At 72.9% G+C, this 15256-nt stretch carries 11 protein-coding genes; 6 read left to right on the top strand and 5 right to left on the bottom strand.

Annotated elements, in window-relative coordinates:
• Positions 1 to 11: 11 nt before the first annotated feature.
• Complete coding sequence (locus AB0E88_RS30120) at positions 12 to 2729, bottom strand: SpoIIE family protein phosphatase (protein ID WP_361637143.1); 2718 nt, start codon at positions 2727 to 2729, stop codon at positions 12 to 14.
• A gap of 277 nt (positions 2730 to 3006) precedes the next feature.
• On the opposite strand from AB0E88_RS30120, the gene AB0E88_RS30115 reads away from it, so the two are divergent.
• A complete protein-coding gene (locus AB0E88_RS30115) occupies positions 3007 to 5073 on the top strand; it encodes a SpoIIE family protein phosphatase (RefSeq protein ID WP_361637141.1) in 2067 nt (688 codons plus the stop codon).
• A gap of 47 nt (positions 5074 to 5120) precedes the next feature.
• Here the strand turns inward: AB0E88_RS30115 and AB0E88_RS30110 are convergent, their stop codons facing one another.
• Positions 5121 to 5642 carry a hypothetical protein gene (locus AB0E88_RS30110; protein WP_361637259.1) on the bottom strand — a complete coding sequence of 174 codons (522 nt, stop codon included), beginning with the start codon at positions 5640 to 5642 and terminating at the stop codon, positions 5121 to 5123.
• Positions 5643 to 5853: 211 nt separating this feature from the next.
• Between AB0E88_RS30110 and ctaD the strand changes: the two genes are divergently transcribed.
• The 4 genes from ctaD (at position 5854) to AB0E88_RS30090 (ending at position 10932) form a co-directional block, all read left to right on the top strand.
• Positions 5854 to 7590: a cytochrome c oxidase subunit I gene (ctaD, locus tag AB0E88_RS30105; RefSeq protein WP_361637138.1), complete on the top strand. Its 1737-nt coding sequence runs from the start codon at positions 5854 to 5856 to the stop codon at positions 7588 to 7590.
• On the top strand, positions 7590 to 7961 hold the full coding sequence (locus tag AB0E88_RS30100) for a hypothetical protein (RefSeq protein WP_361637135.1): 372 nt from the start codon (positions 7590 to 7592) through the stop codon (positions 7959 to 7961). The genes ctaD and AB0E88_RS30100 overlap by 1 nt, the downstream gene beginning before the upstream one ends.
• A gap of 273 nt (positions 7962 to 8234) precedes the next feature.
• On the top strand, positions 8235 to 9242 hold the full coding sequence (locus AB0E88_RS30095; RefSeq protein ID WP_361637132.1) for a bile acid:sodium symporter family protein: 1008 nt from the start codon (positions 8235 to 8237) through the stop codon (positions 9240 to 9242).
• A gap of 211 nt (positions 9243 to 9453) precedes the next feature.
• Positions 9454 to 10932 carry a glutamate--cysteine ligase gene (locus AB0E88_RS30090; protein WP_361637129.1) on the top strand — a complete coding sequence of 493 codons (1479 nt, stop codon included), beginning with the start codon at positions 9454 to 9456 and terminating at the stop codon, positions 10930 to 10932.
• A 42-nt stretch (positions 10933 to 10974) separates the two neighbouring features.
• On the opposite strand, the gene AB0E88_RS30085 is transcribed toward AB0E88_RS30090, so the two are convergent.
• Positions 10975 to 13626 (bottom strand): LuxR C-terminal-related transcriptional regulator, encoded by a 2652-nt coding sequence (locus AB0E88_RS30085; RefSeq protein ID WP_361637126.1) that lies wholly within the window; start codon positions 13624 to 13626, stop codon positions 10975 to 10977.
• 245 nt (positions 13627 to 13871) lie between these two features.
• On the opposite strand from AB0E88_RS30085, the gene AB0E88_RS30080 reads away from it, so the two are divergent.
• Positions 13872 to 14204, top strand: a complete 333-nt coding sequence (locus AB0E88_RS30080) for a hypothetical protein (RefSeq protein WP_361637124.1) — start codon at positions 13872 to 13874, stop codon at positions 14202 to 14204.
• 36 nt (positions 14205 to 14240) lie between these two features.
• Here the strand turns inward: AB0E88_RS30080 and AB0E88_RS30075 are convergent, their stop codons facing one another.
• Entirely contained in the window at positions 14241 to 14654 is a 414-nt protein-coding gene (locus AB0E88_RS30075) for a hypothetical protein (RefSeq protein ID WP_361637121.1), read from the bottom strand.
• 172 nt (positions 14655 to 14826) lie between these two features.
• Positions 14827 to 15039, bottom strand: coding sequence for a hypothetical protein (locus tag AB0E88_RS30070; RefSeq protein WP_361637272.1), 213 nt, complete (start codon positions 15037 to 15039; stop codon positions 14827 to 14829).
• Positions 15040 to 15256 lie beyond the last annotated feature (217 nt).

The following is a 15256-nucleotide window of genomic DNA, read 5'->3' as shown; positions in this document are numbered from 1 at the left end:
CCGCGTCCGGCTCAGGGAATCTCCTGCTCGGCCCAGATGATCTTCCCCTCGAGTGTGTAGCGCACCCCCCAGCGGTGGGCGAGCTGGGCGACGAGGAACAGGCCGCGGCCGCCCTCGTCCGTGCTGCGAGGGTGCCGCAACCGGGGAGCGGTACTGCTGCCGTCGGCGACCTCGCAGGTCAGGCGGGTGTCGCGAACGAGGCGCAGCCGGATCGGCGGTGCGGCGTAGCGGATCGCGTTGGTGACGAGTTCACTGACGATCAGTTCGGTCGCCATGGCCAGCTCCCCGAAACCCCATGCCTCCACCTGCCGGGTGGCGCGGCCTCGCACGTCTCCGACGGCGGCCGGATCGACCGGCACGTCCCAGGAGACGACCTGGTCGGGACCCAGCGCGTGAGTACGGGAGAGCAGCAGGGCGACGTCGTCGGACTGAGGGGTGCGCACGAGGCGCTGCACGGCGCCGCGGCACAGGGTGGCGAGGTCGGCGCGGGGCCGGGCGAGGGCCTCACCGAGGCGGGACATGCCGCGTTCCATGTCCCGGTCGGCGCCCACGATCAGGCCGTCGGTGTACAGACCGAGGAGGCTGCCGGGGGCCAGTTCGATCTCGCCGGTCTCGAAGCCGATCCCGCCGAGGCCGAGCGGCGGACCGGCGGGCGGCGCCGGGAAGTGCACCTCGCCGTCCGGTGCGACGACGACGGGCGGCGGATGACCGGCGCGGGCCATCGTGCAGCGCCTGGTGACGGGGTCGTACACCGCGTACAGACAGGACGCGCCGAGGAAGGCGGTGGCGCCGTGGTCGGTGGGCTCGGCGCGGTCGGCGAACCGGTCACGGCCGGTGGGCTCGGGGCGATCCGCTGGGCGGTCACGGCCGGTGGGGTCGGCGCGGTCCGCGGGCCGGTCACGGCCGGCGGTCTCCGGCCGATCGGTGGTGGCGTCGCCTTCGGCGGCCCCGTCGCGGTCGCCGGCCGTCCGCGCCCGCGCCGCGCCGGGGCCGGGGTTCGCCCCGCCAGCCCGAGCGGGGGACGTCGCGTCGCTCAGACCGTCGGCGGTCCCGTCGGCCAGGCCCGCGGTCTCCTCCTCGCTCAGCCGGAGCACCAGGTCGTCGAGGTGGGCGAGCAGTTCGTCCGGCGGCATCTCCATGTCGGCGAGGGTCTGGACGGCGGTGCGCAGCCGCCCCATCGCCGCGGCCGCGGTGATGCCGTGGCCGACCACGTCACCCACCACCAGGCCGACGCGGGCGCCGGACAGCGGGATCACGTCGAACCAGTCGCCGCCGACCCCGCCCGTCGGGTCGGCGGGCAGATAGTACGAGGCCACGTCCAGCGCGGTGCCCCCGCTCAGCACGTGCGGCAGCAGACTGCGCTGGAGGGTGACGGCCGCCGTGTGCTCCCGGGTGTAGCGGCGGGCGTTGTCGACGCACAGCGCCGCCCGCGCCACCAGCTCCTGCGCCACCAGGACGTCGTCGGGCTGGAACGAGACGGGGTTGAGCGAGCGGACGAAGGTGGTGAGCCCCAGGGCGGTGTGGCGGGCCCGCATCGGCACGGAGATGAGGGAGTGCAGACCGAACTCCCGGATGCGCGCGGCCCTGGCGGGATGGCGGACCGCCCACTGCTCGTCGGACGGGTCGAGCACGGGGACGAAGTCCGGCTCACCGGTGAAGAGCATGTCCATGTCCCGGGTCGGCGCGGGGAAGTCCACCCGGTCGCCGATGCCCGCCACGGCCTCCGGACAGCCCTCCCGCACCGAGCGCATCCCGGCGCGCCGCATCAGCGTCCGGGCCGGCGCGGGCCCCGCGTCGGTCAGCCATGTGCCGTGGCCCACCGTGCTGAGGACGGGTTCGAGAAGGTCGACGACGACGAAGTCGGCGAAGCGCGGCACGGCGAAGTCGGCGAGTTCCTGGGCCGTACGCATCACGTCGAGGGTCCTGCCGATGCTCGCGCCGGCCTCGTTGACCAGCGACAGGAGCTCGCGGGCGGTCCACCGCTCGGTGACGTCCAGCACCATGTAGCACACACCGGTGACCGTGTCGTCGGCGTCCACGAGGGGGAAGAACGACGTGGAGTAGGCGTGCCGGCGGTGCGGGTCGGACCAGCTCCAGCCCACGTACTCGTAGTCGGTGACCGGGACCCCGGTCTCCATGACCTTGCGCATCAGCCCTTCGAGGGTGTCGGTCTGCAACCCGGGCAGCAGCTCGCCGAGCCGGCGTCCGAGCCGCTGTTCGCGGGGGACGCCGCCGATGCGTTCCAGGGTGTCGTTCAGCCATACGTAGCGCAGGCCGCGGTCCATCACCGCCATGCCGACGGGCGAACGGGTCAGGAGCCCGTCGAGGACCGACTCCCCCACTCCCCACCGCTGCCTGCGCTCGCGCGCCGAGAGCAGGAAACACTCGTCGCCGGCGAGACGGAAGGCCGCGGACACCCTGAGGTCGGCCTCGACGCGGTGGCCGTCGCGGTGCCTGAGCGGGATGACGCCGTTCCAGCCCATGCCGGCCCGGCAGCGTTCGGCGACCGCGGCGACGCGTACGGGGTCGCCGGGCCGGGCGGCCAGCCGTGTGGCGGGCCGGCCGACGACCTCGGACGCGGGGTAGCCGAGCAGATGCTCGGCGGCGCGGGTCCAGCCGAGCACCACACCGTGCCGGGACAGCACGGCGGCCGCGTCGGTGGACGCGTCGAAGTGGGCGCGTGCCCCCGCGGCCGGGGGTGGCTCGGAGCCGTTGCGCGCAGAGTCCATGTCGTGCGTCCTTCGGCAGGATCACGCGCCCTCTCGTCCGCGGGAAGGTCCGTGATCCCGTTGGTCCGCTTACAGGACCATGGTGCTGCTTGTCCGCCGGATGCGCATGGCCCGGCGGCGCTCCCGCCCGTCCCCCGTGGGGGCGGCCGGAGGCCTTGCCGGGCTGTGTCGCCCTCGCCGGGCAGGCGAGGGAGCATGGAGGGGCCGGGTCGACCGCCGTACGGCGAGGACGGCGAAGGCCGGCGGGTGCTGCCGACCGGTATCAGGAGGCGCAGGGATGACAGCCGAGACCTTCCCGCCCGACGGTGATCAGTACGGCACCGACCAGCACCGGCAGACCAGCCTGCTGGACGTGCTGAGCGTGGCGGCTCTGGTGCTCGACGTCGAGGGACGCATCGTGTTCTGGACGCCGCAGGCGGAGGAGTTGTTCGGCTACTCCGCGGCCGAGGCGCTGGGCAGGCCCGCGGCCCGGCTGATCATCCACCCCGAGCATCTGCACGGGGTGCTCAAGCTGTTCGCGGAGGTCCTGGAGACGGGCCGCAGCTGGGCGGGCGCGTTCCCGGTCCGGCACAAGGACGGCAGCACGCGGCTGATGGAGTTCCGCAACATGCGGCTGCTCGACGACCTGGGGGACGTCTACGCCCTGGGTCTCGCCGCGGATCACAGCCTGCTGCAACGGGTCGAGACCGATCTGGCGCTGTGCGAGCGGCTGATCAACCAGTCCCCGATCGGTCTCGCGCTGCTGGACCCCGATCTGCGGTACCTCCTGGTCAATCCGGCGTTGCAGCGGATCGACGGCATCCCCTCCGAGGACCACATCGGCCGTCACCTGCGCGAGACGCTGCCCTTCGCCGACGTCGACACCGTCGAGTCGGCGCTGCGGCAGGTGCTCACCACGGGCACACCGCTGCTCGACCAGTACCACGTGGGCCGGCCCCGGTCCGACCCCGAGCACGAGCGCGCCTGGTCCCTGTCCTTCTACCGTCTGGAGGACCCGGGCGGGCGGGTGCTCGGCGCGGCCCTCTCGGTCGTCGACGTCACCGAGCGGCATCGCGCGGCGGCCGAGGCCGACCGGGCCCGGCGCCGGCTGGCCCTGATCGCGGACGCCTCCACCCGTGTCGGCACCACCCTGGAGGTGGAGCAGACCGCCGCCGAGCTGGCCGAGATCGCCACCGGCGCGCTGGCCGACGTGGTCGCGGTAGACGTGCTGGACTCCGCTCTGGCCTGCCGCCGGATGCGCGAGCCGGACAACGGTCCGGAGCTGTTCCGGGCCCTCGCCCTCAAGGCGGCCCAGCCCTCCGTGGCGCTGCGTGCCGCGGACGCCCCCGGTGAGGTCGCCGCCTACGAGGGCGACCGCCTGGTCACCCTGTGCGTCCACACGGGCCGGCCGGTGCTCGTGCGCCACGTCGGTGAGGAGGACCTGCCGCGGATCGCCCGTGACGCCGACGCCGCCGCGCTGCTCGCGCGCGCGGGGGTCCACTCCTATCTCGCCGTACCGCTGATCGCGCACGGCGAGGTGCTCGGTGCCCTCGATCTCAAGCGCACCCGCAACCCGGTCCCCTTCGACGAGGACGACGTCGTCCTGGCCGGCGAGCTGGCCGGGCGGGCCGCGATCGCCATCGACAACGCGCGCTGGTTCCAGAGCGTGCGCAACACCTCCCTGACCCTGCAGCGCAGCCTGCTGCCCGACCATCCGCCGCACCACACGGGTCTGGAACTCGCCTCCCGCTACCAGCCGGCGCAGGCGACGACCGAGGTGGGCGGCGACTGGTACGACGTCATCAAGCTGTCCGGCGACAAGACCGCCCTGGTCGTCGGTGACGTCATGGGCAACGGCATCGACGCCGCCGCCACGATGGGACGGCTGCGGACGGCGACCGTCGCCTACGCGGATCTGGACCTGCACCCGGGCGAAGTGCTCCGCCATCTGGACAAGATCACCTGCGATCTCGAGCACTACATCGTGACCTGCGTCTTCATCGTGTACGACCCGCACACCAGACAGTGCTGCATCGCCAACGCCGGACACATGCCGCCCGCGCTGGCCCGCGTCGGCGAACCCCCGACGCTGCTCGACGTGCCCTCGGGCGCCCCGCTCGGCATCGGCGGCATCCGGTTCGAGACCACCACGGCCGAACTGCGCCCCGGCGACCTGCTGGTGCTCTACACCGACGGCCTCGTCGAGACCCGCCAGCACCCGATCGACGAGCGTCTCCACACCCTCCTCGGCTTCCTCGACGAACCCGAACGCCCCCTGGAGGAGACCTGCGACCTCCTCCTGTACGGCCTGCGCCACCCCGACGACCACGACGACGTGGCCCTCCTGGTGGCACGGGCGCTGTAGCGGAACCGACGCGGGCGCTGTGGCCGGACCGGGCGCCGCGGGCCCGGTCAGCCGGCCGTGACGAGCCGCGGATGCGCACTCATCGCCGCCAACTGCTTGATCTTGCGGCGCACGATGTACAGCGGTATCACTCCGAACACGCCGAACGACATGTCGATGACCGACCACCACACGGGGATGTGGCGCAGCGGGCCGCAGATCAGGGCCAGCGGGATGATGCCGGCGCAGGCGATCATCCCGAACTCGACGACCCAGATGTTGCGGACGGGGTCGCGGTAGGGGCCGTAGAAGGCCACCGCGATGACCAGGTGGGCGAAGGCCAGCCAGTCGGTGCCGTAGAGGAGGAAGGGGTAGCGGGCGTCGGTGGCGTCCAGGCCGTCGCGCACCCGCTCGATCCACCGCATCAGCCCCGGCAGATATTCGGGGACGGACAGCGCCCGCAGCGCCGATTCGGTCCAGCGCAGTTCGTGGACCAGCGGGAAGGCCGTGGCGCCGCTGAGCACCAGGCAGACGACGAAGAGGACCAGCCAGGCGCGCACGCCCCTCAACAGGGCGGCTCTGCCGCTCACATCGCTCATGGCGGCAGCATACGCCGGGAATTGAACATGTTCAAAAGTGCGGGCGGCGGGGCGGGGCCACCACGCGGGCACTACTCCGTTCGTGTGCGATCGTCACGTGAACAGCCGCGTGTCGCTCCTTCCGGGCGACGCCCCGCTCTGCGTCCGGCCAGGATGGCCTGACTGACGTGGCGAAGCCGGTCTTTCGAGAGAGACACAGCTTGTGAGCATCCTCAACGAACCCCAAGGTTCCCCAGCCGAAGAGGGCTATTACCAGGACGAGCTGCCGCTGCGGCGCAAGCGTCCCGGCAATGTGGTGGTGAAGTGGCTGACGACCACGGACCACAAGACGATCGGCACTCTCTATCTGTCGACGTCGTTCGCCTTCTTCCTGATCGGCGGCGTGATGGCGCTGCTCATGCGCGCCGAGCTGGCCCGGCCGGGTCTGCAGATCGTGTCGAACGAGCAGTTCAACCAGGCGTTCACGATGCACGGCACCGTGATGCTGCTGATGTTCGCGACGCCGCTGTTCGCCGGGTTCACCAACTGGATCATGCCGCTGCAGATCGGTGCGCCGGATGTCGCCTTCCCCCGGCTCAACATGTTCGCGTACTGGCTGTACCTGTTCGGCTCGCTGATCGCGGTGGGCGGCTTCCTCACCCCGCAGGGTGCGGCGGACTTCGGCTGGTTCGCCTACACGCCGCTGTCGGACGTGATCCGCTCGCCGGGCATCGGCTCCGACATGTGGATCATGGGGCTGGCGTTCTCCGGCTTCGGCACGATCCTCGGCTCGGTCAACTTCATCACCACGATCATCTGCATGCGCGCTCCGGGCATGACGATGTTCCGCATGCCGATCTTCACCTGGAACGTGCTGCTGACCGGTGTCCTGGTCCTGCTGGCCTTCCCGGTCCTCGCGGCCGCACTGTTCGCCCTGGAGGCGGACCGCAAGTTCGGCGCCCATGTCTACGACCCGGCCAACGGCGGCGCACTGCTGTGGCAACACCTCTTCTGGTTCTTCGGACACCCGGAGGTGTACATCATCGCCCTGCCGTTCTTCGGCATCGTCACCGAGGTCATCCCGGTGTTCTCCCGCAAGCCGATCTTCGGCTACATGGGCCTGGTGGCCGCCACGATCGCGATCGCGGGCCTGTCCGCGACCGTGTGGGCGCACCACATGTACGTCACGCAGGGCGTGCTGCTGCCGTTCTTCTCCTTCATGACCTTCCTGATCGCGGTGCCGACCGGTGTGAAGTTCTTCAACTGGATCGGCACGATGTGGAAGGGCGCGCTCTCCTTCGAGACACCCATGCTGTGGGCGACCGGCTTCCTCGTCACGTTCCTCTTCGGCGGCCTGACCGGCGTCATCCTCGCCTCGCCGCCGCTGGACTTCGAGGTCTCGGACTCGTACTTCGTGGTGGCGCACTTCCACTACGTGGTGTTCGGCACCGTCGTGTTCGCCATGTTCGCGGGATTCCACTTCTGGTGGCCCAAGTTCACCGGCAAGATGCTCGACGAGCGCCTGGGCAAGATGACCTTCTGGCTGCTGTTCGTCGGCTTCCACGGCACCTTCCTGGTGCAGCACTGGCTGGGCGCGGAGGGCATGCCGCGTCGTTACGCCGACTACCTGGCGGTGGACGGCTTCACGGCCCTGAACACCATCTCGTCGATCGCGTCCTTCGTGCTCGGCCTGTCCATGCTGCCGTTCCTGTACAACGTGTGGAAGACGTCGAAGCACGGCAAGCACGTCGGGGTCGACGACCCGTGGGGCTACGGCCGTTCCCTGGAGTGGGCGACCGCCTGCCCGCCGCCGCGGCACAACTTCCTCACCCTCCCGCGGATCCGCAGCGAGTCCCCGGCGTTCGACCTGCACCACCCGGAGATCTCCGAACTGGACCAGAAGGAGCTGACGGGCCGGCGTGACGCCATCGACGCCGCCGGACACGAAGGCGAGCGGTGATGACGGATCCGGCGCGCTCCCTCGCCCGGCAGGAGGGGGCGTCGCTCGCCGACGAGGTCGAGGGTTATCTCCTCGCCGAGGCCGACCGGGAGCAGGCGCGGCGAGCGGCCGAGGCATTCTGCGCCGGCCTGCCGTGGCTGACCGGCGCGCAGGCCGAGGAGGTCGCCCGGCTCTACGCCGAACAGCACATCGAACTCACCCGGGAGAGGCTGCGCCTGACGCTGCGGCGGGCCGCTGAGCTGCGACGCGAGTACGAGGCCCGCTACGACCAGCTGCGGCAGCGCCTGCTGACCTGGCACGCCCTCCTCGGATCGGCCGTCGTGGCCTTCGCCACGGGGCTGGGGGCCGTGGTGTCCGCGGCGGTGCGCTGAGGGACCACTGATGACGGGGCGCGGCCGGCCGGGCCGCGCCCCTTCGTCGTGGGCGGGAGGGCGGGGTGCTCGCGGGGCGGGTCGGGACATGCCCGTGTCACCCGGGAACCGCCTGTGTTCCTTGCTGGTTGCCTTCCTGTCGCATCCGCGCCGGCCGTTCGGGGACGAGCCGCGGTCGACCGGTGCGCCGCGCGAGCGCGCCGGGCCACCGTGGGGGCCCGGATCCCGAGACGGCGTTGCCGCAGCCGGATGGATGGCCTTTACATGTTTCCCATGCAGAGCCCTGACACCCCGACCACGACCACCGCTCCCGACACGCGGACGACCGGCCCCGGCCCCGCGGACCGCGCCGCCCGGCGGGCCGTCACCGTATTCCCCGTCCTCGTCCTCGCGGCGGGCGCCGTCGGCCTCGCCTCCCCCGGCACGTTCACCGGCTACGGCCCCTGGGTGCCGTATCTGCTCGGCGTGGTCATGTTCTGCATGGGGCTCACCATGTCCCTGGAGGACTTCACGGGCGTGGCCCGCCGGCCGTGGGTCGTGCTCCTCGGCCTCGTGGCCCACTACGTGATCATGCCCGGGCTGGGCTGGCTCATCGCCCATCTGCTGCACCTGTCGCCCGCGCTCGCGGCCGGGGTGATCCTCGTCGGCTGCGCGCCCAGCGGCACCGCCTCCAACGTCGTCACCTACCTCGCCCGGGGCGACGTCGCGCTGTCGGTGTCCGTCGCCACCGTCTCGACCGTGCTCGCGCCGCTCCTCACGCCGCCGCTGACACTGCTGCTCGCGGGTCAGTACCTGCCCGTGGACGCGGGGTCGATGGTGACCGACATCCTCAAGACCGTGCTGCTGCCGGTCGTCGCCGGGCTCGTGGTGCGCCTGGTCGCCGGGCGGTGGATCGAGCGCGTCCTGGGCGCCATGCCGTGGCTGTCCTCCCTGGCGATCGCGGCGATCGTCGCCGTGGTGGTCGCGGGCAGCGCCGACGCGCTGAAGTCCGCGGCGCTCACGGTGCTGGTGGCGGTCGTGCTGCACAACGGCTGCGGGCTGGCCCTCGGCTACGGCTGCGCCCGGCTCGCCCGGCTGGGCCGGCCGGCCTCGCGCGCGATGGCCTTCGAGGTCGGCATGCAGAACTCCGGCCTCGCCGCTTCACTGGCCACGGCGCACTTCACACCGCTCGCCGCGCTGCCGGCCGCCGTGTTCTCCGTCTGGCACAACGTCTCCGGCGCGCTCGTGGCCGCCTGGATGGCACGGCGCACGCCGGCGCGAGAGGGCGCGGCCGACGCGTGACACGCCCCCGGCGAGGGGACGCGTGCGACGCGTGACACGCCCCCGGCCGCGCGTCGGCCGTACTCCCCCGGCGGGCCGTGCAGGGCGGTGGTGGCAGGGCCCGTGGGGTACCCGGCTCCGGTGCGCACGCCGCCGTCCCGTTGGTCGCCATCGGCCCGCGGTGCGATTCTGGGGTGAGAGGCGGCGCAGTAGGGCGCGACCGGGAGGGCCCATGGGACGGGACGTCCCGGCGCTGGTCTTCACCCGTGAGGACCGACGCCGGTACCGGAGCAAGATGCAGCAGTGCCTCGACGTCCTCGCGCAGATGCTGCGTGAGGCGCGGTTCGACGTCGAACGGCCCCAGGTCGGTCTGGAGATCGAACTGAACCTGGTGGACGAGCGGGGCGAGCCCGCGATGCGCAACAGCGACGTGCTGGAGGCGATCGCGGATCCGGCCTGGTCGACGGAGCTGGGCCGGTTCAATCTGGAGATCAACATCCCGCCCCGGCGGCTCACGGAGGGCGGCCCCGACGCCTGGGAGGGCGAGATCCGTGCCGCGCTCAACCACGCCGAGCAGCGTGCCCGGTCGGTCGGCGCCCACCTGATCATGATCGGCATCCTGCCCACGCTGCGGCAGCAGGACGTCGGCGAGGCCGCGCTGTCGGAGAATCCGCGCTACCGCCTGCTCAACGACCAGATCTTCGCCGCCCGCGGCGAGGACCTGCACATCGAGATCGGCGGGGTCGACCGGCTGCGCACCTACGCGGACACGATCACGCCCGAGGCCGCCTGCACCAGCACCCAGTTCCACCTCCAGGTCTCGCCGCAGGAGTTCCCCGACTACTGGAACGCCGCGCAGGCCATCGCCGGCGTCCAGGTCGCGCTGGCCGCGAACGCGCCGTTCCTGTTCGCCCGCGAACTGTGGCACGAGACGCGCATCCCGCTCTTCGAGCAGGCGACCGACACCCGCCCGCAGGAGATCAAGGTGCAGGGAGTGCGGCCCCGCGTGTGGTTCGGGGAACGCTGGATCACCAGTGTCTTCGACCTGTTCGAGGAGAACCTGCGCTACTTTCCCGCGCTGCTGCCCCTGTGCGACGAGCAGGATCCGGCCGAGACGCTCGAACGCGGGGACATCCCGCACCTGGCCGAGCTCACCCTGCACAACGGCACGATCTACCGCTGGAACCGGCCCGTCTACGCCATCGCCCACGACAAGCCGCACCTGCGCGTGGAGAACCGCGTCCTGCCGGCCGGCCCGACCGTCGCCGACACCCTGGCCAACGGCGCCTTCTACTACGGCCTGACCCGCGCCCTCGTCGAGGAGGAACGCCCGGTCTGGTCGCGCATGTCGTTCTCCGCGGCCGAGGACAACCTGCACACCGCCGCCCGGGAGGGCATCGAGGCCCGCCTGTACTGGCCGGGCATGGGCGAGGTGCCCGTGGCGGAGCTGGTGCTGCGGCGGCTGCTGCCGATGGCGCACCGGGGTCTGGAGCGCTCCGGCATGGACGACGCGTGGCGGGAGCCGCTGCTCGGCATCATCGAGCAGCGGTGCGTGTCCGGGCGCAACGGGGCGGTGTGGCAGACGGAGATGTTCCACCACCTCGACTCCCTGGCCCACACGGGCCGCCACGAGACCCTGCGGCGCATGACACAGCAGTACATCGACTACATGCATCTCAACGCGCCCGTGCACACCTGGCCGGTCGACTGACCCCCTCGCGTGCCGGGTGGTGCCGGTCCGTGCCGCACGCCTTCAGATGCCGCCGCCCGGCTCGGCCAGTTGCTGCCGCGAGGCCAGGTTCAGTTTGCGCATGGCGCGGGCCACGTGCTGCTCCACCGTGCGCGGCGACAGGTGCAGGGTGGCGGCGATCTCCCGGTTGGTCAGTCCGGAGCCGGCGAGCTGGGCCACTTCGCGCTCCCTCGGGGAGAGCTGGTCGCCGTAGGCGGGACGGCCGTTCGGGCGCCGTTCGGGCGCGGGTCCGTGCACGCGCAGCAGCGCGCGGGTGCGGGCGGCGTCCCAGGTCGCCCCGAGACGGGTGAACTCCTCCACACAGGAGGCGAGTTCGGCCGCGGTGGAGTCGGGGCCGCCGTCACGGGCGGTCAGCGCGCAGCGTCCGGCGCATTCGGCGGTCAGCGCCCGCGCGTACGGCCGGCCGAGCGCCGCGTAGGCCGCACCGGCCTCGCGGTACAGCGCGGCCGCCTCGCAGGCCTGTCCGGTGGTCTCGGCGAGCGCGGCGCGGGACCATGTCAGCGCGGCGCGGGCGCCGGGCGCGTCGACGCCGTCGAGTCCCGCGGCGAAGTCCTCGACCATGGACCGGGCCTGCGGCACGCGCCCCGCGCGGGCCGTCGCCTCGACCGCCCAGGGGGCCAGTTCGGCGGCCCAGGCCCAGATGCCCTTGCGGGCGACCTTCTCCCAGGCCGTGTGGGCCTCGGCGGCCGCGTTCGCCACCTCGTCACGGGCCAGTTCCCGGCGGATCAGCGCCCCGGACATGGTGGCGGCCTGGCTCGGCGAGACGTACTCCGGTGCCGTGCCGCGCTCACCCGAAAGCCAGGACACCGCCCGCCCCCACTCGCCCTGGGCGAGTGCCAGCAGGCCGAGGACCAGCCGCCCGTCACTGGAGATGAGCGGCATGTCGAAGGTGGCGGCCACGAACGTCTCGCACCGCTCCGCGAGCCCCTGCCAGCGGCCCCGCATCCAGTCGAGCGTCAGGCGGGCTCCGAGGGCCGTGTGCTCGGTGAACGGCGAACCGCTGGTCACGGAGAGTTCGACGCCTTCGGCGAGGAGTTTCTCGGCCCGTTCGTACTGCCCGAGCCAGACGGCCGCGTCGGCGGCGTTGCACAGCCCGCGTGCGGCGTGCCGGCGCGCCTGGGCGTCCGTGCTCGTGGTGGGCAGGTCGTCGAGCAGGGCCCAGCCCCGTGGGTCGCCGCGCATGGTGGCGAGGGTGACCCGGGCCGTGGCCACGGCCGCCCGGGCGGCCTCGTCGCCGCTGTCGGCTGCGGCCCGCCCGGCGGCTCGCAGCCACTTCTCGTGCACGTCGGCGCCGGTGCCGGGCCAGCGCGGTGAGGCGAGGGCGCACATGGCCCGCGCGGCGAGGGCGGGCCGCTCCTCGCGCAGTTCCGCCGCGGCCCGTTCCAGCACGGCGCGGCCGTCCTCGCCGCCGACCTGGTTGACCATGAGCAGCCCGAGGTCGAGGCGGATCTCGCCGCGCACCGCGGCCGGCAGGGTGTCGTCCCGCACCACTCGCTGCAGCGCCTCGACGGTCTGGTCGGAGCGCAGCCCGTCGACGGCGCTGCGGGCCAGCACGGGCGCCAGACGGGCCCGCGCCTGCGGGGAGACGAGCGGGGAGGCCATCGCCTGCTCCAGCAGCCCGATGGCCTCCTGGTAGCGGGCGCTCTCCCCGAGGGCGTGGGCCTGGTCCGCGGCCCGTTCCACCGCCCGCAGCCAGCTGCGCACGCGGCCGGCGGCGCGGCGGTGGCGGGCCAGTTCCGGCCAGGACGCCGGCTGCCGGGCACCCAGCGCGTCCGCGGCCCGTCCGTGCAGACGCGCGCGGAGCGGGCCGGGCAGCACCTGGTGCAGGGCCTGCGTGGCGAGCGGGCAGATCAGCCGGTAGCGGCCGTCGGCGGTCTCCACGAGCAGCCCGGACGCCAGCGCGGCGCCCAGCGCCGTACGGCCCTCCCCTGCTCCGAGGGACGCCACGGCGATCAGTTCGGTGTCCGTGGCGGGCCGCTCGAGGACGGCCGCCGCCCACACGACGGGCCGGTGGTGCTCCGTGAGCGCGGCGGTCCGGCCCAGCACGAGGTCGGCCAGCCGGACCGGGACCCCGGCCGCGTCCACGTCGGCCGGGGTGTACCACTGGGCGTCGGGTTTGTCCCGCAGGGCCTCCACCAGGTCGGTCACCACCTGGGGCACGCCCGCCGAACGCTCGTGCAGCCGTGCGACCGCCTCCGGTGTGCAGCGCCTGCCGAGGGCCTCGGCGGCGAACCCGCGCACGTCGTCGGCGGTCCACGGCCGCAGGCGGTGCCTGCGTACGGACAGGTGGGGCGGGTAGTGCGGCGGTGGCGTGCCCAGCGGCAGTCCCGGCTCCGGCAGTTCCTCCGGCCGGTAGGTGACCACGGCCGCCAGTCCCGGGCGCGCTCCCTCCAGCACCTCGCGCAGCCATGCCCTGTCCCGCTCCCGCGCCCGGTGCAGGTCCTCGGCGACGAGCAGCAGCGGCCCGTCCCCGGCGGGCAGCGCGGGCGGCTCGCCCGCTCCGCACGCCCACACCTCCCGGGGCGTGCGCGCGGCCCAGGGAGCCGTGGTCAGACAGCGGACGAGACGGCTCTTGCCGAAGCCGGCGGGGCCCTCCACGAGCACGAGCACCGGCCGGCCGGTTTCGCCGTCCAGCGTCCGCCGCAGCCTGTTCATCCACGGAGCGTCACCAAGCGCCACCACATAGCTCCAGCCGTCGGCCCCCGGATTCGCCAGCGTTCGAACGACGATTGTGCGTCCGAGGTGGGGCGGAACAAAAGACTCCGGTAGGGATCGACCGGAGCCGGGCCGCACACAGCGGGTTAATTGCGTATACGTAGGGCCCCCTCCCCGGATGGCAGGCACGGCGGATCGCCCATACGTTCGTCACACCGACCGACCGACACAGGAAGGTGGACGTGGTGGCCAAGCCGTTCTTCCAGGTCGACGTCCCGATCACCCACCCGGCGCAGCCCGACCGGCGGGGCAGCTATGTCTTCACCGGCCAGGCCGACAGCGGCCGGGAGGCCGTGCGGATCGCCCGCGAGGTGTGCGACGCGGCGCTCGCCGCCCACGCGGCGGGGCTCGATGTGCCGCGCCGCCGGCCCGACGGGTGGGGCGCGCGCGGGGTGCGGCCCGGCTGGGAGCCGGACTGGGAGGCCGCCCGGGCCCACGCGTGGGACGCGGTGCACGGCTGGTTCACCCGCTCCCGCACCCGCGCCGGCGCTCCCTCACGGCACATGCCGGGCCCCTGACCCCGGCCGCGCGGTGCCCGGTCTTCGGGACACCCCTCAGGCCATGCGCAGCACGACGAGGACCACGAGCAGCACGGTGGCGCCGGCGCTCGTGCCGTGGGCGACGACGGCGGTCAGGGGGAAGTGCCGCTCGGCGGTGGCACCGCCGGCGTTCGAGTGCCGGCCGGAGCTGGGCAGCCAGCGCAGCAGCATCATGAACCCGAAGGCCGCGACGACGAGGACGACCGCGCAGGCCGCCCACGCCGAACCGCGCACCCCGCCCAGCAGATAGGCGGTCCAGGCGGCGAGTCCCGCCACCGCGAGCGCGACGTGCCCGAGCACCAGCCACAGCGGCAGCCGGGTCACGCCGGGTGTGCGCTGGCGCAGTCCGCCGTGGCGGATCCACACCGTGGCGAGATAGCCGCCCAGCACGGCCGTCAGCACCCAGGCGCACCACACGATGAGACGCATACGCCCCACTCCCCCTGCCTCGTCGGCCGGCCCCGTCAGGTGCGGACCCGGCGCGGCTCAGCACACCCGACGAAGCGGGAGACGTCCGGAAATTCATCCTGTAATTCACTCGTTGGAGTGACAGGTGGGGAGTTGTGGCGTACTAGCTGCTACACGGGCCGCACGAGGTACGTCAGCGCCTGCGGCCGCGGACCGACCAGCCGCCGCCCACCCCCGCGAGGTGCAGGGCCAGCGCCGTGAGGCCGAGCAGCATGATGTTGGTCGAGGTGAACGTGTCGTTGGTGGAGATGTCGGCCGCATTGATCAAAAAGGCGATGAAGAACAGAACCGCCGAGACGACAGCCAGCACGATGCCCTTCCCTTCCGCTCCCTTGTCCGCGTCCACGTCCGCGGCCGCGAGGAAACAAACATTCTTTCGCCTGCGGATGCCCCGAGTTCGGGCGCGCACGCGGGGACGCTCGTGCCAAGTGCCAAGTGCCAAGTGCCAAGTGCCGGGGGACGGGGGACGGGGGTGGGCCGGTGGTGGCCGGCCGGGGGGTCGCCCCCGCCCGGCCGGGTGGCGCGAACGGGGAGACGTAGTGAAACCCAGGGGCCCCGTGCCG

It is taken from the genome of Streptomyces sp. NPDC028635 (genome assembly GCF_040637635.1).
Taxonomy (GTDB): domain Bacteria; phylum Actinomycetota; class Actinomycetes; order Streptomycetales; family Streptomycetaceae; genus Streptomyces.
Note: the sequence above shows the minus strand (reverse complement) of the source record. Positions and strands in the feature narration are given on the sequence as shown.

Bases quoted from the DNA above. Each gene is read 5' to 3' on its own strand.
- AB0E88_RS30120 (WP_361637143.1), bottom strand. From the start codon at position 2,729: ATGGACTCTGCGCGCAACGGCTCCGAGCCACCCCCGGCCGCGGGGGCA.
- AB0E88_RS30115 (WP_361637141.1), top strand. From the start codon at position 3,007: ATGACAGCCGAGACCTTCCCGCCCGACGGTGATCAGTACGGCACCGAC.
- AB0E88_RS30100 (WP_361637135.1), top strand. From the start codon at position 7,590: ATGACGGATCCGGCGCGCTCCCTCGCCCGGCAGGAGGGGGCGTCGCTC.
- AB0E88_RS30095 (WP_361637132.1), top strand. From the start codon at position 8,235: ATGCAGAGCCCTGACACCCCGACCACGACCACCGCTCCCGACACGCGG.
- AB0E88_RS30090 (WP_361637129.1), top strand. From the start codon at position 9,454: ATGGGACGGGACGTCCCGGCGCTGGTCTTCACCCGTGAGGACCGACGC.
- AB0E88_RS30085 (WP_361637126.1), bottom strand. From the start codon at position 13,626: ATGAACAGGCTGCGGCGGACGCTGGACGGCGAAACCGGCCGGCCGGTG.
- AB0E88_RS30075 (WP_361637121.1), bottom strand. From the start codon at position 14,654: ATGCGTCTCATCGTGTGGTGCGCCTGGGTGCTGACGGCCGTGCTGGGC.